General features: G+C 67.7%; 19 protein-coding genes. 8 read left to right on the plus strand and 11 right to left on the minus strand.

Annotated elements, in window-relative coordinates:
• Positions 1-18: 18 nt before the first annotated feature.
• From FHS74_RS01620 to FHS74_RS01630, 3 genes are all read right to left on the minus strand, one after another.
• Positions 19-1,470 carry an FAD-dependent oxidoreductase gene (locus FHS74_RS01620; RefSeq protein WP_184796823.1) on the minus strand — a complete coding sequence of 484 codons (1,452 nt, stop codon included), beginning with the start codon at positions 1,468-1,470 and terminating at the stop codon, positions 19-21.
• A 212-nt stretch (positions 1,471-1,682) separates the two neighbouring features.
• Entirely contained in the window at positions 1,683-2,624 is a 942-nt protein-coding gene (gene hemF / locus FHS74_RS01625) for an oxygen-dependent coproporphyrinogen oxidase (protein ID WP_184796825.1), read from the minus strand.
• 27 nt (positions 2,625-2,651) lie between these two features.
• Positions 2,652-3,161, minus strand: coding sequence for a TrmH family RNA methyltransferase (locus FHS74_RS01630; RefSeq protein WP_184796827.1), 510 nt, complete (start codon positions 3,159-3,161; stop codon positions 2,652-2,654).
• 291 nt (positions 3,162-3,452) lie between these two features.
• On the opposite strand from FHS74_RS01630, the gene petA reads away from it, so the two are divergent.
• Genes petA through FHS74_RS01645 form a run of 3 tightly spaced genes read left to right on the plus strand, consistent with a single transcriptional unit; the run spans position 3,453 to position 6,162 of the window.
• Entirely contained in the window at positions 3,453-4,025 is a 573-nt protein-coding gene (gene petA / locus FHS74_RS01635) for a ubiquinol-cytochrome c reductase iron-sulfur subunit (protein ID WP_184796829.1), read from the plus strand.
• A gap of 23 nt (positions 4,026-4,048) precedes the next feature.
• Positions 4,049-5,380: a cytochrome b gene (locus tag FHS74_RS01640; RefSeq protein WP_184796831.1), complete on the plus strand. Its 1,332-nt coding sequence runs from the start codon at positions 4,049-4,051 to the stop codon at positions 5,378-5,380.
• Positions 5,380-6,162 carry a cytochrome c1 gene (locus FHS74_RS01645; protein ID WP_211106031.1) on the plus strand — a complete coding sequence of 261 codons (783 nt, stop codon included), beginning with the start codon at positions 5,380-5,382 and terminating at the stop codon, positions 6,160-6,162. The genes FHS74_RS01640 and FHS74_RS01645 overlap by 1 nt, the downstream gene beginning before the upstream one ends.
• A gap of 77 nt (positions 6,163-6,239) precedes the next feature.
• Here the strand turns inward: FHS74_RS01645 and FHS74_RS01650 are convergent, their stop codons facing one another.
• Together FHS74_RS01650 and FHS74_RS01655 are read right to left on the minus strand one after the other, a co-directional pair.
• Positions 6,240-7,280 (minus strand): M48 family metallopeptidase, encoded by a 1,041-nt coding sequence (locus FHS74_RS01650; RefSeq protein WP_184796833.1) that lies wholly within the window; start codon positions 7,278-7,280, stop codon positions 6,240-6,242.
• Positions 7,277-8,362 (minus strand): YjgN family protein, encoded by a 1,086-nt coding sequence (locus FHS74_RS01655; protein WP_184796835.1) that lies wholly within the window; start codon positions 8,360-8,362, stop codon positions 7,277-7,279. The genes FHS74_RS01650 and FHS74_RS01655 overlap by 4 nt, the downstream gene beginning before the upstream one ends.
• Before the next feature lie 132 nt (positions 8,363-8,494).
• On the opposite strand from FHS74_RS01655, the gene FHS74_RS01660 reads away from it, so the two are divergent.
• Both FHS74_RS01660 and FHS74_RS01665 read left to right on the plus strand, forming a co-directional pair.
• Positions 8,495-9,046, plus strand: a complete 552-nt coding sequence (locus tag FHS74_RS01660; protein ID WP_184797303.1) for a DUF924 family protein — start codon at positions 8,495-8,497, stop codon at positions 9,044-9,046.
• Positions 9,047-9,186: 140 nt separating this feature from the next.
• On the plus strand, positions 9,187-10,149 hold the full coding sequence (locus tag FHS74_RS01665; protein WP_184796837.1) for a tetratricopeptide repeat protein: 963 nt from the start codon (positions 9,187-9,189) through the stop codon (positions 10,147-10,149).
• 4 nt (positions 10,150-10,153) lie between these two features.
• On the opposite strand, the gene FHS74_RS01670 is transcribed toward FHS74_RS01665, so the two are convergent.
• Entirely contained in the window at positions 10,154-10,549 is a 396-nt protein-coding gene (locus FHS74_RS01670; RefSeq protein WP_184796839.1) for a VOC family protein, read from the minus strand.
• A 100-nt stretch (positions 10,550-10,649) separates the two neighbouring features.
• Between FHS74_RS01670 and FHS74_RS01675 the strand changes: the two genes are divergently transcribed.
• Complete coding sequence (locus tag FHS74_RS01675; RefSeq protein WP_184796841.1) at positions 10,650-11,402, plus strand: AraC family transcriptional regulator; 753 nt, start codon at positions 10,650-10,652, stop codon at positions 11,400-11,402.
• A gap of 165 nt (positions 11,403-11,567) precedes the next feature.
• Here FHS74_RS01675 and FHS74_RS01680 read toward each other — a convergent pair whose 3' ends face one another.
• Positions 11,568-12,530: a LysR family transcriptional regulator gene (locus tag FHS74_RS01680; protein ID WP_343066827.1), complete on the minus strand. Its 963-nt coding sequence runs from the start codon at positions 12,528-12,530 to the stop codon at positions 11,568-11,570.
• Positions 12,531-12,599: 69 nt separating this feature from the next.
• Here FHS74_RS01680 and FHS74_RS01685 point away from each other — a divergent pair, with 69 nt between their 5' ends.
• On the plus strand, positions 12,600-13,610 hold the full coding sequence (locus FHS74_RS01685; RefSeq protein ID WP_184796843.1) for an aldo/keto reductase: 1,011 nt from the start codon (positions 12,600-12,602) through the stop codon (positions 13,608-13,610).
• 110 nt (positions 13,611-13,720) lie between these two features.
• Here the strand turns inward: FHS74_RS01685 and ychF are convergent, their stop codons facing one another.
• From ychF to gloB, 4 genes are all read right to left on the minus strand, one after another.
• On the minus strand, positions 13,721-14,818 hold the full coding sequence (gene ychF / locus FHS74_RS01690; RefSeq protein WP_184796845.1) for a redox-regulated ATPase YchF: 1,098 nt from the start codon (positions 14,816-14,818) through the stop codon (positions 13,721-13,723).
• A gap of 89 nt (positions 14,819-14,907) precedes the next feature.
• A complete protein-coding gene (locus FHS74_RS01695) occupies positions 14,908-15,372 on the minus strand; it encodes a cupin domain-containing protein (protein WP_211106032.1) in 465 nt (154 codons plus the stop codon).
• 5 nt (positions 15,373-15,377) lie between these two features.
• A complete protein-coding gene (locus FHS74_RS01700) occupies positions 15,378-15,983 on the minus strand; it encodes a glutathione S-transferase N-terminal domain-containing protein (protein ID WP_184796847.1) in 606 nt (201 codons plus the stop codon).
• 36 nt (positions 15,984-16,019) lie between these two features.
• Entirely contained in the window at positions 16,020-16,835 is an 816-nt protein-coding gene (gene gloB, locus FHS74_RS01705; RefSeq protein ID WP_184796848.1) for a hydroxyacylglutathione hydrolase, read from the minus strand.
• A gap of 140 nt (positions 16,836-16,975) precedes the next feature.
• Here gloB and FHS74_RS01710 point away from each other — a divergent pair, with 140 nt between their 5' ends.
• A complete protein-coding gene (locus tag FHS74_RS01710) occupies positions 16,976-17,605 on the plus strand; it encodes a hypothetical protein (protein WP_184796850.1) in 630 nt (209 codons plus the stop codon).
• Positions 17,606-17,609: the final 4 nt, after the last annotated feature.

Genomic DNA, 17,609 nt, shown 5'->3' on the forward strand with positions numbered 1-17,609 from the left:
TCGGGCCTCGGGGTGTCGTCAGGGTGCCGCCTTTTGCAGGCCCGTGTCGGTGATCCGGCCGGCTTCCTGATAGTCGGTGTCGGTATTGACCTGCCAAAGGTCATGGCGGGGCGGGTGGCCGTCCTCCCCGTCCGCGGCGATGATGTTCTCGGCGGCCAGGACGCCCATCAAAATGCTGTGATCCTGGTTGTTGTACTTGAACGCGCCATAGCGGCCGATGGCGTGCAGCCGGGGGAAGCGGGACAGGAAGGCCTCCACCGGCGCCAGGTTCTGCCGGTAGCCGTGCCCGTAGACAGGATAGCTCTTGCCCACCCGCACGATGTGCGCATTCAGGATGCCGGCACCGCCGGTCAGGCCGGTCGCCGCCATTTCGCGGCGGGCCAGGGCCGCGACGTCGCCGTCCGCCATGGTCCATAGCGCGTCGTCATCGTTGCACCAATATTCCAGGCAGACGATGGTGTTGCGCGACTGTCCGCACAGGCTGGGCAGCCAGTTGCGGAAGTTGGTGATGCGCCCCGTCCGCAGCTCCGGCGAATGGACGTAGATCCACTGGTCCGGGAACAGGCCGGCGCCCTCGACCTCCAGATAGGCCAGGATGGTGTTGCGGTAACGCAGCCGGGCGGCGCATTGGGCCACCTCGGCCGGCGGGTTCAGCCCGGCCACCAGGGCGGTCAGCGGCATGGAGGAGATGACGTGGTCGTAGGTACGGACCTCGCCCGTGCCCAGCTCGATCCGCGGCCGGCCGTCGGTGTCGAAGGTGACGCGCCGCACCGGCGTGGCGAGGTGCAGCCGTCCGCCGGCCGCCACCAGGGCTTCCGCCATCTTGTCATACAGGTCGCCGCTGCCCCCCGTGGGGTAGGCGAACTGATCCACCAGCGTCTTGTGGGTGATCCGCCGCGCGCCCAGCAGGGCGGCCTTGATGGCTTCGGACAGGGAAAAGCGCTTGATGCGCTGGGCGGCGAAGTCCGCGTCCAACGCGCGGCAGGGGATGCCCCACAGCTTCTCGCTGTATGACTTGAAAAAGATTCGGAATAGGCGTTTGCCGAAGCGGTTACTGACCCAGCCTTCGAAAGTGCTCTCGTCCTTTTCCGGGAACAGGCGCTGCCAGCCATAGCTGGCCACGCAGGCGATGGCCTCCCCCACGCCCAGCCCCTTCAGCGCGTTCATCGCCTTCAGCGGATAGTCGAAGAAGGTGCGCCGATAGTAGATCCGCGTCAGCCGGTCGACCATGTCGTAATCGTCGCCGATCACCTCATGCCAGACCCGGTTGACCCGATCATCCGTGCTGAAGAAGCGGTGGGGGCCGTAGTCCACCACTTGACCCCAGAGGCTGAAGCTGCCGGCCATGCCGCCGACCTTGGGGCCGGCTTCGAAGACGTCGACCTGGACACCCTGGCCCGCCAGTTCGTATGCGGCGGTCAAGCCGGCGGGCCCGGCGCCGATGACGCCAACGGTCCTGGAACAAGTCATAAGCGCCCGCCACTCCCCCACCAACAAATCCTGACCGGCCCAGGGGACGGTCTTTCGGCGCCGCTACCCATGATCCTGCACAATCGTACGGAGGTTCCCGCCGTCCGCCGCGTAAACCTGCCCGAAAGAGGCTGGGTTGCCAAGCGCACTGAGGGAAGGACGGGGGCCTTTTTTCGCCGCCGCGCTGCGGGGCGCGGGAGGGGGCCAGGAACTCAGGGCCAAGTCACCTCGGGCGGCAGGCTCATCAGGATGGCCTCGATATTGCCGCCGGTCTTCAGGCCGAACAGGGTGCCACGGTCGTGCAACAGGTTGAATTCGACATAACGGCCGCGGCGGCGCAGTTGATGATCCCGCTGCGCTTGGGTCCAGGGCAGGCCCAGGCGGCGGCGCACGATTTGGGGATAGACCTCGAGGAACGCCCGCCCCACGGCCTGGGTGTAGGCGAAGTCCGCCTCCCAGTCGCCGGTGCTGAGACGGTCATAAAAGATGCCGCCCACGCCGCGTGGTTCGTTGCGGTGGGGCAGGAAGAAATAGCGGTCGCACCATTCCTTGAAACGCGTGTAGTAGTCGGCGCCATGGGCGTCGCAGGCGGCCTTCAACGCCGCATGGAACAGTGCCGCGTCCTCCGCCGTCTCCGGGCTGTCCATGAACATCGGCGTCAGGTCGGCGCCGCCGCCGAACCAGGCTTCCTCCGTCACCAGATGGCGGGTGTTCATGTGCACGGCCGGCACCAGGGGGGAGCGCATGTGGGCCACCAGGCTGATGCCGCTGGCCCAGAAGCGGCCGGTGGCGGCGGCACCGGGGATCTGGGCGCGGAACTCCTCCGAGAAGGTGCCGTGGACGGTGGAGATGTTGACGCCCACCTTCTCAAACACGCGGCCGCGCATCAGCGACATGACGCCGCCGCCACCCTTGCCCTCGCCATCCGCGTCCGGTCGGCTCCAGGCCTTGCGCTCGAACCGTCCGGGCGCGCCTTCGCCATAGGCCGGCAGGGACGCGGCCTCATCCTCGATGGTTTCGAAGGTGGCGCAGATGCGGTCGCGCAGGTCCTGGAACCAGGCGGTGGCCCGGGCCTTGCGCTCCTGCTCCAGGGGGGCGTCGCCCTCCAGCGCTTCCGGGGGCGGCGGGGTGGCGGGCAGGGGGGTGTCGGTCATCGGTCGAGGTTCCAGAGTACGCAAGGGTCAGCGGGGCCACGCGTCCAGCTGGCGGACGGCCTCGCCCACCACCATGGCGGCGGCCATGGCCACGTTGAGCGAGCGCAACCCCGGGCGCAAGGGGATGACCAGACGGGCGTCGGCGGCGGTGTGCACCTCCTCCGGCACGCCGGCTGATTCCCGGCCCAGCAGCAGGATGTCGTCCGGCTGGAAGACGAAATCGGTGTAGCACACGGCGGCCCGGGTGGTCAGCAGCAGCAGACGGGGGACGCCGGCATTCCCCGGCGCGGGGGACAGCCCTGCGCCGTCCGGGGCTTGACCGTTCGCCCGCCGACGCGCCTCGAACGCGCTCCAGGAGGTGTGGCGCACCAGATCCACACCCTCCAGGTAGTCCATGCCCGACCGGCGTAGCCGTCTGTCGTCGAGAACGAATCCGCAGGGTTCGATGATGTCGATGCCCACATTCAGGCAGGCCCCCAGGCGCATCAAGGTTCCGGCGTTCTGGGGGATGTCGGGTTGGTAAAGGGCTATCCGCACGTGAAAGTAGTCCGATAAGTTATTGGAAATACTAGCTCTTCAGCCACAAAACCTTTCGCTTGTGCAGCTAAGAATAGCGCTGGTGCTGCATTCACACGCTTCCCAACGGTCTAGGGCGCATGTATATGGATTTACCGCGACCGGACAAGACGCCGGCCGTTAACCTTATGCCGTAACGGGCCGATGCAAGACCGGATCGTTTGGGTAAGGATATAAGAATATTGGGAAACCCTTGTGAGGCGGGCGCCGGGGCGTTTTCAGGTGCCCCCTGACTTCGAGGAGAAGCTTGGTATGGCGGACACGACCCAGACGGCCGGGCACGGGCCGGGGAGCGGCTCTCATAGCGGCGGGGATCCCTCTCGTCGCGACTTCATTTACTTGGCCGCCGCCGCGACCGGTGCCGTGGGCGCCGCCGTCACGGTGTGGCCTTTCATCGACAGCTTGAACCCCGCGGCCGACACGTTGGCGCTGGCCAGCACCGACGTCGATCTGGCGCCGGTGCAGGTGGGCCAGTCCATCACCGTCACCTGGCGCGGCAAGCCGGTCTTCATCCGTCACCGGACGGCCGAGGAAATCAAGTCCGCCGCCGATGTGAACGTGGGTGAGTTGCGCGATCCGCAGACCGACGCGTCGCGCGCCAAGAAGCCGGAATGGCTGGTCGTCGTCGGTATCTGCACCCACCTGGGCTGCATTCCGCTGGGCCAAAAGAATTCCGATCCCCGTGGCGAATATGGTGGCTGGTTCTGCCCCTGCCACGGGTCGGTCTACGACACGTCGGGCCGCATCCGCAAAGGTCCCGCCCCGCGTAACCTGGAAGTGCCCAGCTACGCGTTCAAGACCGACACTTCGATCAGGATCGGCTAAGCCGGACCCCCAGGGAGCGAGATATGGCTCACGGCCCTTCGTCCTCTTTCAAGAATCCGGTGGTCAACTGGCTCGACCAGCGGCTGCCGATCTTCACGATGATCCAGAAGGAATACGGGGTGTTTCCCACCCCGCGTAACTTCAACTACTTCTGGAACTTCGGCGCCATCGCCATGATCATGCTGGTGACGATGATCGTCTCCGGCATCGTCCTGGCCATGCATTACACGCCGAACACAAACCTGGCCTTCAATTCCGTCGAGCGCATCATGCGCGACGTGAATTTCGGTTGGTTGATCCGCTACATCCACATGAACGGCGCGTCCTTCTTCTTCATCGCCGTTTATATCCACATCTTCCGCGGCCTGTACTACGGTTCCTACAAGAAGCCGCGTGAGCTGCTGTGGATGATCGGCGTCGTGATCTTCCTGCTGATGATGGCCACGGCCTTCATGGGCTACGTGCTGCCGTGGGGCCAGATGAGCTTCTGGGGCGCCACCGTCATCACCAACCTGTTCTCGGCCCTGCCGCTGGTGGGCCAGGACATCGTGACCCTGCTGTGGGGTGGCTTCTCCGTCGACAACCCGACGCTGAACCGCTTCTTCGCCCTGCACTACCTGCTGCCGTTCGTCATCACGGCGGTGGTGTTCCTGCACGTGGCGGCGCTGCACGTCACCGGGTCCAACAACCCCTATGGCGTCGAGCCCAAGGGCCCGCAGGACACGCTGCCCTTCCACCCCTACTACACGGTGAAGGACAGCTTCGGCACGGTGGTCTACCTGGCCATCTTCGCCGCCTTCGTGTTCTACGCGCCCAACTTCTTCGGTGAGGCGGACAATTACATCCCCGCCAACCCGATGGTGACCCCGCCGCACATCGTGCCGGAATGGTACTTCCTGCCCTACTACGCGATCCTGAAGTCCGTCACCTTCGACATCACCATCCCGTTCACCGGGCTGAAGCTGATCGAAGCCAAGCTGGGCGGCGTGATCGCCATGTTCGGCTCCATCGCCATTCTGTTCATCCTGCCCTGGCTGGACACGTCGCCGGTGCGCAGCGCGCGGTTCCGTCCCCTGTTCAAGAAGGGCATCTTCGCCTTCCTGGTGGCCTTCTTCCTGCTGATGTACGTCGGCGCCCAGACGGCGGATGCCGCCTGGCACCTCGGCGGCCTGGAAATCCCGCTGGTCTATGTCGGCCAGCTCGCCACCCTCGTTTACTTCGGCTTCTTCCTGTCGCTGCCGTTCATCGGCCTGATCGAGAAGCCCCTGCCGCTGCCTGCCAGCATCGCCAAGCCCGTCCTGGGCGGCGGGGCCTCGGCCGCCGCCGGCGCCGCCAAGCCGATGGAGAAAGCCTGATGCGTCGTCTTCGGTCCCTGATCCTCGCCGGTCTCGTCGCCGTCGCTGCGGCCGCACCCGCGGTCGCCAGCGAAGAGATGGAGTATCCGAAGAACGAGTGGAGCCACGGGGGCGTCACCCGCGGCTTCAGCAACATCTTCGGTACCTTCGACCGCAAGGCGCTGCAGCGCGGCTTCCAGGTCTACAAGGAAGTCTGCTCCGCCTGTCATTCCATGAACCTGCTATCGTACCGCAACCTCGGCGCGCTGGGGTACAACGAGGCGGAGATCACCGCCATCGCCGCCGGCTACGACATGACCGACGGGCCCAATGACGAAGGGGAGATGTTCACCCGCAAGGGCGTGCCGGCCGATCACTTCAAGGCGCCGTTCGCCAATGAGAAGGCTGCCGCTGCCGCCAATGGCGGCAAGGCCCCGCCCGACCTGTCGCTGATCGTCAAGGCGCGCAAGGGCGGCGAAGACTACCTTGTGGCCCTGCTGACCGGGTTTGAGGAAGCCCCCGCCGGCTTCGCCTTGCCGTCCGGCGGCAACTACAACAAGGCCTTCGCCGGGCATGTCATCGCCATGCCGCCGCCCCTGTCGGACGGTGGCGTGACCTTCGCCGACGGCACCAAGGCCACGGTGGAGCAGCAGGCCAAGGACGTGGCCACGTTCCTGGCCTGGGCGGCCGAGCCCAACCTGGAGGCCCGCCACCAAATGGGCCTGAAGGTCATGATCTTCCTGCTCGTGCTGGCCGGTATCCTTTACGCCGCCAAGCGCGCGGTGTGGGCGGACCAGCACTAAGCCAGTCCATCCCTCGCGGGATTAAAGGAAAGGGCGCACCGGGTGACCGGGGCGCCCTTCTTGCTTCCGGGAAACCGTTACGATTTGACTGGGCAAGCGGCGTCGAAGCGGCGCAGCCGTTCCTCCGTCACCGGATGGGTGGCCAACCAGCCCGGCAGATGGCCGGCGATCTCCCCCGCGCGCTTCATCTCCGGGCTGTCGACGATCTTGCGGAGCGCGTGGGAGAAGGTGCAGGGGCTGCGACCACCCTGCGATAGCCATTCCAGCGCGGTGGTATCGGCTTCCGTCTCGAATTCCCGGGTGAAGCGCAGGTTCAGCAGCAGAACCGGCGCCGCCACCAGGAAATGGCCGGCGGTGCTGGCGTCGCCCACCGCCGCCGCGGCCAGTATGGACAGGCCGCTGGCCCGCAGGGCCAGGCGCAGGCCATGTCGGTGCCGCACATGGCCCACCTCATGCGCCAGCACCGCCGTCACCTCCTCGTCATCCAGGATGGACAGCAATTGGTCGGTGACGACGATGTCGCCATCCGGCAGGGCGAAGGCGTTGGGGCCGATCAGGGGGGCGTCCAGGAAATGCAGATGATAGCGGTCGAGTGGCTCTGGGCCCACCATGTCGGCCAGGATGGCCGTCAAGCGTTGGCGGCGGGCGGGGGCCACCTGGCTCTGCCCCTTCTCATCCCGGAAGATCAGGTCGAGGCTGGCTTGGGTCACCTGCCGCTCCACCCAGGGAGGCAGGTGTGCCGCCGCCTGGTCGGCGGCGAAGGGCACCCCCCAGTACCAGGCGGCCCCCCCGATGCCCAGCAGGACGGGGACGCTGGCCAGTGCCAGGCGCCAAGACCTTTCCAGCCGGGACAGCAGGCTGGGGCGGTGGCCCAGCGCCGCCGCCAGCGCATCGCCGCCGATGACCTCCAGCGTGTCGCCGTTGGCGAAATCGAACCGCCAATAGCCGCCCCCGATCGGGGGCACGATGGTGTAGCCATGGCGGGCTACCGTGCGTGTGCCGTCCAGGACCAGATCCTGGCCCCGGGCGCTGACGCTGACCGTCTCCGCCCTGGACAGGCCGGCGCGGAACAGCCGGCCCGTCCAGGTTTCCGTGTCCGGGCCGACGCTGGACGTCAAAACCCGATTCCCACGTCGATGTCGAAGAAGGTGGCCGCCTGGTCGCCGAAGGCGCTGGCTTCGCTCTGCGCGCCGGCGACGAAATGGTCCAGGCCCATCGGGGCGTGAACCGTCAGGTTCTCCAGCATGTAGCGCGCGGCGCGGCAGCGGACCCAGGGATAGGCGAAGCCCAGGGTGACCAGCAGCAGCAGGGCGTTGCTGACGTAGAGCCAGAGCACGGGTCCCAGGCGCCAGCCGGCCGACAGGGTGACCTCCGCCAGCGACAGGCGCTGAACCATGGTCTTGAGCAGCGACAAGCCCACCAGCAGCGCAACCAGGATCACGGCGGCATAGAGGGGAAGCAGGAGGGACATGCCGGCATAGGCGGTCAGCGGCGGAACCTCATGGTTCGCTGTCGCCTGGATCAAGGGACGCATGATCGCGACCACGCAGGCACCGAACGCGATGAAGGTTACCGCCAGGATGCCGCATAGCGCGTAGAAACGGCCGACCGCCGGCCTCATCCCCATAGGCGTGGCGCCGTAGCGGCTGTTGTCCGCGATCCAATAATACTGCTGGTGGAGGGCATAGGGGTACAGCAGGCCCAGGCTCAGGCCCCCTAGGAAGGGCAGGCCCAGGAAGTTGATGTAGGCCCCCCTCATGACGCCCGGCTCATGCGAGAAGCTGAAGCGCACACCGCGATATGAGGTGACGCGCAGACGGAAGCGCAGGGCCTTGACCACGATCCACGGCCCCGCCAGGGCCAGGATCGCGAGGCATACCAGCGCGTAGGGCGATTGCAGCTTGATCAGGATGGCGTAGGGCAGGAACAGCGCCAGGACGATGATCCGGCCGATCAGGATGGACAGCGGCCGGGCGTGATAGCCGAAACGGGCGCCGGCCAGTTCGGTCGCCTCATGGAAATACCGCTGGCTGCGCACCTTGGCCCAGGGCGAATAGATGCCCAGGGTGACGATGGTCAGCAGCAGGTTCACGATCCAGATCGGGAAATACTCACGGCCGCTGCCGTGGAAGCGGAAGGCGTACGAACCCCCAGGCGCCGGGCCGTCCGCGGCGCTGGACACATCAACCAGGTCAGGCATTGTTCCCCCATGCGATGATACGGGGCCCTTCCCCAAGACGGGCCCACGGTTAGTGTAACCGAGAACCCGGCGGGGAATACACGCGACAGATGTGTCGTTGCAGAGGTGAGAAGGTTGGGAAGGGTGGACGACATGGGCGTGGCGACGGTGGGGGAGGTTCTGGCCTTCTGGTTTGAGGAGTTGGGGCCGGATGCCTGGTTCGGGGGTGGGGAGGCCGTGGATGCCCAGGTGCGCGAGCGCTTGGGGGGCGGCTATCACGCGGCGGCGGAAGGGGCGCTGGACGGCTGGGCGGACACATCGGATGGCGCGCTCGCCCTGCTGATCCTGCTGGACCAGGTGCCGCGCAACCTCTTCCGGGGGGACGCCCTGGCCTTCGCCACCGATGAACGGGCGCAGGAACTGGCCAGGCGCGCCGTGGCCCGGGCGCAGGATCTGGAACAGCCGGGCGAACGCCGCCTGTTCTTCTACCTGCCGTTCGAGCATGCGGAGGAGATCGTGCTGCAGGATTGCTGTGTCGCCCTGGTGGCGGAGCGCATCGGCCCCGGCCCGCATCTGGACCATGCCGAGCGCCATCGCGAGATCATCCGCCGCTTCGGCCGCTTCCCCCACCGCAACGCCGCCCTGGGCCGGTCCAGCACGCCGGCGGAACGGGACTATCTGGACCAGCCGGGGGCAGGCTTCTGATCGCTGGCGGGAGGGTGCGACGGACTGTCGCAGACCGTCCGGTCGTTGAGGCGCAATTCCAAGTGGTCCTATACCGGCCCCTGCATCGCCGTTACCATCCGGCTCCATAGGTCCCTCAGGGCCGTCGCGGGGAGCGTGTCATGAGCGTTTATGCCAAACCATTGAGTTTTAACGGCATTTTAATGGGGCTGGGTGTCGGGCTGCTGCTGGTCGGGGCCAGCCCGGCCTGGGCCGCCGCCACACCCGAGCAGGTGAAGAAGGCGGTGGATGCCGGCAACCTGCCCGCCGCCGAGCAGATGCTGCGCGGCGCCATCCGTGAGCATGGCGACAGCGCCCGCGCCCATTATGAGCTGGGGGAGGTGCTGGGCCTGGAAGGCCGTCACCAGGACGCGGTGGGCGAGTTGGAACTGGCGCGCAAGATCGACCCCACCCTGCACTTCGCCCACAGCCCGGAGACCTTTCAGCAGCATCTGGCGCGGGAGCAGTCCTTCCTGAAGCCGGCCGCCGCGGCGGAGCCGGCCCCCGTCCCCACGCCGGCGCCCACCGCGGCGCCCGCCCCGGCCATGCCGCACGCGACCGTGCAGCAGACCACGGTGCCCCACACGCCGGCCCCGCCGCCCAAGGCGGCGTCGGATGACGGCATGACCATCGTTCTGGTGGTGGGTGGCCTGCTGCTGGCGGCCTTGGCCATCTTCATGGTCTTCCGTCGCAGCCGCCCCGCCTATGGCGGCGGCTACCGCCCCGCCACCGGCCCGGTGCCGCCGCCCTATCCGCAAGCCGCCCCGCCGGCCTATGCCCCGCCGGTTTACGGGCAGCCCGGCTACGCCCCGGTGGTGGTGCAGGAAAACGGCGCCGGCTTCTTCACCGGCATGCTGGTGGGGGAGATGATGAGCGGCGGCCACCATCACGACACCGTCATTCACGAGACGGTGGTGAACAACGTCACCGAAAACCGGGTGTATGAGAACAACCGCCCGTCCTACGACCCGGGCAACGACACCTCATCCGCCGACGGCGGCTGGGGCGGCTCCTCCGACGGCGGTTCCTCCTCCAGCAGCTTCGACAGCGGCAGCAGCAGCAGCGGTGGCGACGGCAACTGGTAGGGGCTCAGAAGAACTGGGCGGCGTAGGCCGGGTCGTACTGCATGGCGCCGACCCGGTTACCCTCCGTATCGTGCAGGTAGACCAGCCGGCCCACGCCATCGATGGTGTAGGGCGGCATGACGATGGCGCCGCCGTGGGCCTCGACCCGGGCGATGATGGCGTTCAGGTCGTCCACACCCACCGTGCACTCGAAGCCCTTCATGCCGGTGCCGGTCACGGGCTCGTGCCGCTGCTGCAGGGCGCCGCCCACGCTTTTTTCCCCCTCCGGCCCGGTCTGGATCAGGTAGAAGCCGGGCGGCCCCCAGGGGGTGATGCGCCAGTCGAACACCGCTTCATAGAACGCCTTGGCGCGCTCCACATCCTCGGCATGGATGGCGAAGAAGCGCAGATGGTTGGCCATGGGACAGCCTCCAGGGTGGTTGGGGAATGGGTCCATGATGCCGTGTCCAGCCATGGCCGTCTTGCGCTAGGATGACGATCTCTGTCGCGAAGGCGCCAAGATGGCCGATCCCTTCCTTGTCCGCAGCCTGGCCCTGACTTTCAGCGATGGGCATCGGCTGCACAGTCACCAGCATGCGTGGGGGCAACTGCTCTATGCCGCGCGCGGCGTCATGCGGGTGATGGCCGATGGCGTTGCCTGGCTGGTGCCGCCGGCCCAGGCGGTGTGGCTGCCGCCCGGTGCCGCGCATGCGGTGGAAATGCGCGGCGGTGTCGCCATGCGCACCCTCTACATCGCCTCCGATCGTGTGGCGCCGGGCCAGGGAGAAGACCTGCCGGCCACCTGCCAGGTGCTGGGCGTGGCGCCGCTGTTGCGCGAACTGATCCTGCACATCGTTGCCGTGGGCATGCTGCGGGCTGACCAGGCGGATCACGCCCGGCTGGCCGGCGTGCTGCTGGACCGGCTGGCGGCGGCGGAGCGTCTGCCCCTGTCCCTCACCTGGCCACGTGACCGCCGTGCCCTGGCCCTGGCCGAACGCTTGCGCCAGGATCCGGCGGACGAGGCTGACCTGGACACCCTGGGCGCCGCCGTGGGGGCCAGCGCCCGCACCCTGCAGCGCCTGTTCAAGGAGGAGACGGGGCTGCGCTTCGGCGAATGGCGCCAGCAACTGCGCCTGCTGCACGCCGCCAGCCTGCTGGGCACCGGCCTGTCGGTCACCCATGCGGGGCTGGAGGCCGGCTACAGCAGCACCAGCGCCTTCGTCAGCGCCTTCCGTCGCCGTTTCGGCGTCACGCCCGCCCGCTACCGGGCTTAAAGCTGAGCTGTTTCAGACTCATCCCAGCGGCACGAGATTCCGACTCGTGCCGCTGTGGCCCGCGTCCGCTAGCTTACCGGACCCGGCCTCGTTCAAGTTACAAGGATCAGCCAAGCTGCCGGATGGCGGCGCCCGGCGTGTGAGGGGGCATTTGACCGGTCACGATCAAATGCCGTTGGTATCATAGTGCCGCTTCATGAAATCGATGAAGGCGCGCAAGGGGGCCGGCACGTGGCGGCGGCTGGGGTAGTAGAGATAGGGCCCGGGGAAGGGGGGCAGCCAATCCTCCAGCGCCGGCACCAGTCGCCCGGCCGCCAGCGAGGGTGCGAGGAATCCCTCGAAGGTGCAATACCAGCCCAGGCCCGATTCCGCCGCGCTGATGCCGATGTGCACGCTGTTCGCGATCAGCGGGCCGTCCACCATCACCCGCACGACCTCCCCATTCCGTTCGAATTCCCAGGGCTGGGCGGCGCTGTCGGCGAAGCGGTGGCGGATGCAGGGGCGGCCGACCAGGTCGCGTGGATGCTGGGGCAGGCCTTCGCGCGCGATCAGATCGGGCGATCCGGCCAGCACATAGCGCTGTGGCGGGCTGATGGGCACAGCCACCACGTCCTGGGCCAGCGCTTCGCCATAGCGGATGCCGGCGTCGAACCCTTCGGCGAAGACGTCGATCAGGGCGTTGTTGTCGATGATCTCCAGCGTGATGCCGGGGTAGGCCGCCAGGAAGCGGGGCACCAGCGGCGCCAGGATCAGCCATGACACCACCACCGGCACGTTCAGGCGCAACAGGCCGGTGGGCGTGTCGCGGAAGCTGTTCACCTCATCCAGCGATTCCGCCACTTCGGTGAAGATGGGCGCCAGCCGGGCCACCAGGCGCTGGCCGGCCTCCGTCGGGGTGACGCTGCGCGTGGTGCGGTTCAACAGGCGCACGCCCAGATCCTCCTCCAGCCGTTTCAGGGCCAGGCTCAGGGTGCTGGGCGCCACCCCCCGTTCCTTGGCGGCGCGGCGGAAGCTGCGGTGACGGGCGACGGCCAGGAACAGGTCCAGATCGGCCAGGTTGGGGGCGGGCATCGGGACACCGTTGTTCGATAAATCGAACAGTTCATTGATGATTGCCCAGATTATCATGCATGGCCGCAGGCGGCATAGTCCGCCTCGCCAACGGCGTGCCCGCCGTTCCCAACCGAGGATATCACGATGCTGCGGCGTAATTTGGGGGCCGAGGGCCCCGCCACCTCCGCCCTGGGCCTGGGCTGCATGGGCATGTCCGGCATGTACGGCCCCAGCGACCGGGCCGAGAGCATCGCCACCCTGCATGCGGCGGTGGACGCCGGCGTGGTCCTGCTGGACACCGGCGACTTCTACGGCATGGGCCACAATGAGATGCTGATCGGCGACGCCCTGGCGGACGCCGGCTTCGCCAGGGGGCATAAGCGCGACGACGTGCAGATCAGCGTGAAGTTCGGTGCGCTGCGCGATCCGGCCGGTAGCTGGGTGGGCTATGATGCCAGCCCGGCGGCGGTTAGGAATTCCCTGGCCTACACCCTGCAGCGTCTGCGGGTGGATCACATCGATATCTACCGTCCGGCCCGCCTGGACCCCAGGGTGCCGATCGAGGAGACGGTGGGCGCCATCGCCGACATGGTGAAGGCCGGCTATGTCCGCCATATCGGCCTGTCGGAGGTGGGGGCGGAGACGCTGCGCCGGGCGGTGGCGGTGCACCCGATCGTCGACCTGCAGATCGAATATTCCCTGATCTCGCGCGGCATCGAGCGCGACATCCTGCCCACCTGCCGTGACCTGGGCATCGCCATCACCGCCTATGGCGTGCTGTCCCGTGGCCTGATCAGCGGCCACTGGAACAAGGACCAAGGCAAGGGCGTCGACTTCCGCGCCCACAGCCCGCGCTTCCAGGGCGACAATCTGGATCACAACCTGGCCCTGGTCGAGGCCCTGCGCCAGGTGGCGGTGGCCAAGGGCGTCAGCGTCGCCCAGATCGCCATCGCCTGGGTGCTGGCCCAGGGGACGGACATCATCCCGCTGATCGGCGCCCGCCGCCGCGACCGTCTGGCCGAAGCCTTGGGCGCGCTGGACGTGACCCTCTCACCCGACGACCTTGCCGCCATCGAACGGGCGGTGCCGAAGGACAGCGCCGCCGGCGACCGCTATCCCGCTCACGGCATGGCGTCGTTGGACAGCGAGCGCTGACAATAACAAAGGCGGCCGGGATGCCCTGGCCGCCTTTGTTATTTCGCTAACGGAACGAAAAGAGATAGCTGATTCCTGGGACGCGACCGTGTCCGCCGGCGCCCGAGGAATTAAACATTAAATCGGAAGTGGAAGATGTCGCCATCGTGGACCAGGTATTCCTTGCCCTCGATGCGCATCTTGCCGGCCTCCTTGGCGCCGGCTTCGCCGCCCAGGGCGATGTAGCTGTCGAAGTCCACCGTCTCGGCCTTGATGAAGCCGCGCTCGAAATCGGTGTGGATGACGCCGGCGGCCTCCGGGGCCTTGGCGCCGCGGCGCACGGTCCAGGCGCGCGCTTCCTTCGGGCCGACGGTGAAGAAGGTCAGCAGGTTCAGCAGGCCATAGCCGGCGCGGATCAGGCGGTTCAGGCCCGGCTCCTCCAGCCCCAGCGAGGACAGGTATTCCGCCTTGTCCTCATCGGCCAACTGGGACAGCTCGGCCTCGATGGCGGCGGAGATGACCACCGACACGGCACCCTGGGCCTTGGCCATCTCGGCCACCTGGGCCGACAGGCTGTTGCCGGTGGCGGCCGAGGCCTCTTCCACATTGCAGACGTACAGCACCGGCTTGCCGGTCAGCAGCGCCAGCTGGCGCCACAGGCCGCGCTCCTCCTCCGACACCTGGACCGTGCGCGCCGGCTTGCCGTCGCGCAGCGCCACCAGGGCGCGCTCGATCAGGTCGGCGACGATCTTGGATTCCTTGTCGCCGCCCTTGGCCTTCTTCTGCAGGGCCGGCAGGCGCTTTTCCAGGCTGTCCATGTCGGCCAGCATCAGCTCGGTCTCCACCGTCTCCGCGTCGCGGGTGGGGTGGATGGAGCCTTCCACGTGGGTGATGTCGCCATCCTCGAAGCAACGCAGCACGTGGACGATGGCGTCCACCTCGCGGATGTTGGCCAGGAACTGGTTACCCAGGCCTTCCCCCTTGGAGGCACCGCGCACCAGGCCGGCGATGTCCACGAACTCCAGCTGGGTCGGGACGGTCTTCTGGGACTTGGCGATGGCCGCCAGCTTATCCAGGCGCGGGTCGGGCACGCCGACGCGGCCCACGTTGGGCTCGATGGTGCAGAAGGGGTAGTTGGCCGCTTCCGCCGCCGCCGTGCTGGTCAGCGCGTTGAACAGGGTCGACTTGCCGACGTTGGGCAGGCCGACGATGCCGCAATTGAATCCCATGGGAGTACTCTAGATGTAAGGGGCCGCTTTGGCCGCGTTTATCGGGCATCGCCGGCCGGATTGCAAACCGCCGTTATGCAGGGCCGCCATCAACCGTCGGACCCCGCGTCCCGCATCCCTTTGGGCGCCCAATCCGGCGGCGCCATCTCGAACGCGCGGAACTCGAACGCCGGCGCCACGGTGCAGCCCACCAAGGTCCAGTCCCCCAGGCTCTCCGCCGCCTGCCAGTGGTCGGCCGGCACCACGCCTTGGGGCCGCTGGCCGGCGGACAGATCCACGCCCAGGATCAGGTCGGTGGTGATGACGCCATCGGCCGACAGCGACAGGCGCAACGGCGCCCCGGCATGCCAATGCCAGACCTCATCCGCGTCACGCACCCGGTGCCAGTGTGACCGCTCCCCCGCCCGCAGCAGGAAGTAGATGGCGGTAGAGGCGCCCCGCCCGCCGTCGGCCGGCGCGTGGCGATAGGTTTCCACATAGTGCCCGCCCTCCGGATGGGGGTGCAGGCCCAGCAGCCGGATGATGGCGTCGGCGTCCATGGGGGCCGCGTTCATGCCGCTCAGCCCCGGGGCGGTTGGGTCAGGCGGACGCTGTCCCGATCGGACGCCTGCGCGAACCAGGCGGCGAGCCTGGGCCGGCCCTCGCGCCAGTGGTCGCCCTCCCAGCGGAAATCCAGGTAGGCCAGGGCCATCACCACCGACAAGGTGCCGATGGTCAGGCCCCGCAACTGGTCGGCCTCCGCTTCCAGCAGGTCGACGGCGCGGGCCATGGCCTGGCGCTGACGCTCGATCCAGCTCGATGAGCGTAGGTTCTCCGGCCGCAGCCCCTCCATGCGGCGCAGGATGGCGGCGTCGCAAATGCCGTCGGCGATGGCCTGTTGACGCAGCGCCCGCCAGCGGTCCGCGCCCGTGGTGGGGAACAGCGGCTGGCCGAGGGTGCCCAGGCTGTCCAGGTATTCGGCGATGATGGGGCTGTCGAACAGGGCCATGCCGTCGTCGGTCACCAGGGTCGGGATCTTGCCCAGCGGGTTCAGCGTGGGCACCACCGTTTCCGGTGACCAGACGTCGGTGGGCGACAGCTCGATGCGGGAAACCAGGCCCCGTTCATGCGCCACCATCAGCACCTTGCGCACGAAGGGGGAGGTCTGGCTGTAGAAAAGCTTCATGGTCAGGCTTTCTGAGAGGCTGGAACCAGCGGAGTTCTATCCCCGGAAATTGTCTTTCCGGCGGCGGATTTCGGCGAAGACGGCCACCGGATCGCCGTCGGCGGCCAGGCCCACGGTGGTGGCCAGCGCCGGCAGGTCGGCGCGCAGGAAGGGGTTGGTTGCCCGCTCCATGCCGATGGTGGTCGGCAGGGTGGGGCGGTCGGCCGCGCGCAGGGCCGCCACGGCCGCCATGCGGGCGGTGAGGTCGGCGTTGTCCGGCTCCAGCGTGAGGGCGAAGCGGCCGTTGCCGGCGGTGTATTCATGGCCGCAATAGACCGCCGTTTCGCCAGGCAGGGCGCGCAGCCGGGTCAATGAGCGCCACATCTGGTCCGGCGTGCCCTCGAACAGGCGGCCGCAGCCCAGGGAGAACAGCGTGTCGCCGGAGAACAGCGCCGCGTCCTCGGCCGCATGAAAGGCGATATGGCCCCGGGTGTGGCCGGGCACGTCGATGCCGGTGAAGGGACAGGCGCCGACCAGGAAGGTCTCGCCATCGGCGATGGCGCGGTCGAGGCCGGGGATGCGGTCGCGGTCGGCGGCGGGGCCGATGATGGCGCTGCCGTAGCGCGCCTTCAGGTCCAGGTTGCCGCCGACATGGTCGCCGTGGTGATGGGTGTTGAGGATGAGGTCCAGGGTCCAGCCCCGCCGAGCCAGCGCGTCCACCACGGGCGCCGCTTCCGACGGGTCGACGACGGCGACCGTGCCGGTGGCGGCGTCCCGCATCAGGTGGATGTAGTTGTCGCTCAAGGCCGGAACCAGCTGGATGTCCAGGCGCGTCGCGGGCCGTGGGGCGGGGTGGGCGGTGGCTGGGATCATGGCGGCAAACCTATCGTGACGACGGCGCGAATGCTAATGATTGGGGGGCCGGCTCGTGCCGCCGCTTGACAGCGACCCGGGGCGGAGCTTGCCTTGTAGACGGCGTCCTGGACCAACGATTTTTAAACCGAACGGGTGGTATGAGCGATCTGCTGACGGCGGTGGCGATTTTCATGATGGTGGCCGGGGTTTCATACCTCGCCGCCCTTGCCCTGTCACATCTGGTGGAACGGCATCTGCATCATAGTGAGGGTGTGGACCGGGTGGATGAGCGCTTTCATGAAGCCAACGTCCTGCACCGCAAGTTCGAGGACCGCAGCGGCAAGATCATGCCGCGTGTGGCCCGCCTGGACAACGCGCTGAAATCGGCCCGGCGGCAGAACTATATGTCCACCCGGCGGGTGGCGGACCTGGAGGCCAGGCGCGACCAGCTGATCCGCGTCCTGGGGGAGGAGGAGGCTTTCGCCCGCCCCGGCCGGCCGCCCCGGCATTTCGTGGCCACCGTCATCAATCGCCATGTGCAGCGCGCCGTGCTGGAGCAGAAGGATGTGATGGGCCTGTCGCGCAGCTGGTCGCGCACCCAGAACGTCCATGCCTGGGCGCCCAATGTCGGTGACGCCAAGACCCTGGTGGAAAGCTACTATCCCCACTCCATGGGCTTCCACATCCTGGAAATCCGTGAGCCGTCCGAGGATGGGACGCTGGCGGATGACGGCGAAGGCCGCACGCTGGACGACGTGGAGGCCGACGCCTCCGCCCGCCGGTCGTAAGGCG

The organism is Nitrospirillum iridis, from assembly GCF_014205765.1.
In the GTDB taxonomy this organism is placed as follows: domain Bacteria; phylum Pseudomonadota; class Alphaproteobacteria; order Azospirillales; family Azospirillaceae; genus Nitrospirillum; species Nitrospirillum iridis.

Coding starts and splice junctions, on each gene's coding strand:
- FHS74_RS01675 (WP_184796841.1), top strand. CDS start 10,650: ATGGCCGATCCCTTCCTTGTCCGCAGCCTGGCCCTGACTTTCAGCGAT.
- FHS74_RS01685 (WP_184796843.1), top strand. CDS start 12,600: ATGCTGCGGCGTAATTTGGGGGCCGAGGGCCCCGCCACCTCCGCCCTG.
- FHS74_RS01655 (WP_184796835.1), bottom strand. CDS start 8,362: ATGCCTGACCTGGTTGATGTGTCCAGCGCCGCGGACGGCCCGGCGCCT.
- hemF (WP_184796825.1), bottom strand. CDS start 2,624: ATGACCGACACCCCCCTGCCCGCCACCCCGCCGCCCCCGGAAGCGCTG.
- FHS74_RS01680 (WP_343066827.1), bottom strand. CDS start 12,530: ATGATAATCTGGGCAATCATCAATGAACTGTTCGATTTATCGAACAAC.
- FHS74_RS01710 (WP_184796850.1), top strand. CDS start 16,976: ATGAGCGATCTGCTGACGGCGGTGGCGATTTTCATGATGGTGGCCGGG.
- ychF (WP_184796845.1), bottom strand. CDS start 14,818: ATGGGATTCAATTGCGGCATCGTCGGCCTGCCCAACGTCGGCAAGTCG.
- petA (WP_184796829.1), top strand. CDS start 3,453: ATGGCGGACACGACCCAGACGGCCGGGCACGGGCCGGGGAGCGGCTCT.
- FHS74_RS01700 (WP_184796847.1), bottom strand. CDS start 15,983: ATGAAGCTTTTCTACAGCCAGACCTCCCCCTTCGTGCGCAAGGTGCTG.
- FHS74_RS01620 (WP_184796823.1), bottom strand. CDS start 1,470: ATGACTTGTTCCAGGACCGTTGGCGTCATCGGCGCCGGGCCCGCCGGC.
- FHS74_RS01665 (WP_184796837.1), top strand. CDS start 9,187: ATGAGCGTTTATGCCAAACCATTGAGTTTTAACGGCATTTTAATGGGG.
- FHS74_RS01695 (WP_211106032.1), bottom strand. CDS start 15,372: ATGAACGCGGCCCCCATGGACGCCGACGCCATCATCCGGCTGCTGGGC.
- gloB (WP_184796848.1), bottom strand. CDS start 16,835: ATGATCCCAGCCACCGCCCACCCCGCCCCACGGCCCGCGACGCGCCTG.
- FHS74_RS01640 (WP_184796831.1), top strand. CDS start 4,049: ATGGCTCACGGCCCTTCGTCCTCTTTCAAGAATCCGGTGGTCAACTGG.
- FHS74_RS01645 (WP_211106031.1), top strand. CDS start 5,380: ATGCGTCGTCTTCGGTCCCTGATCCTCGCCGGTCTCGTCGCCGTCGCT.
- FHS74_RS01660 (WP_184797303.1), top strand. CDS start 8,495: ATGGGCGTGGCGACGGTGGGGGAGGTTCTGGCCTTCTGGTTTGAGGAG.
- FHS74_RS01670 (WP_184796839.1), bottom strand. CDS start 10,549: ATGGCCAACCATCTGCGCTTCTTCGCCATCCATGCCGAGGATGTGGAG.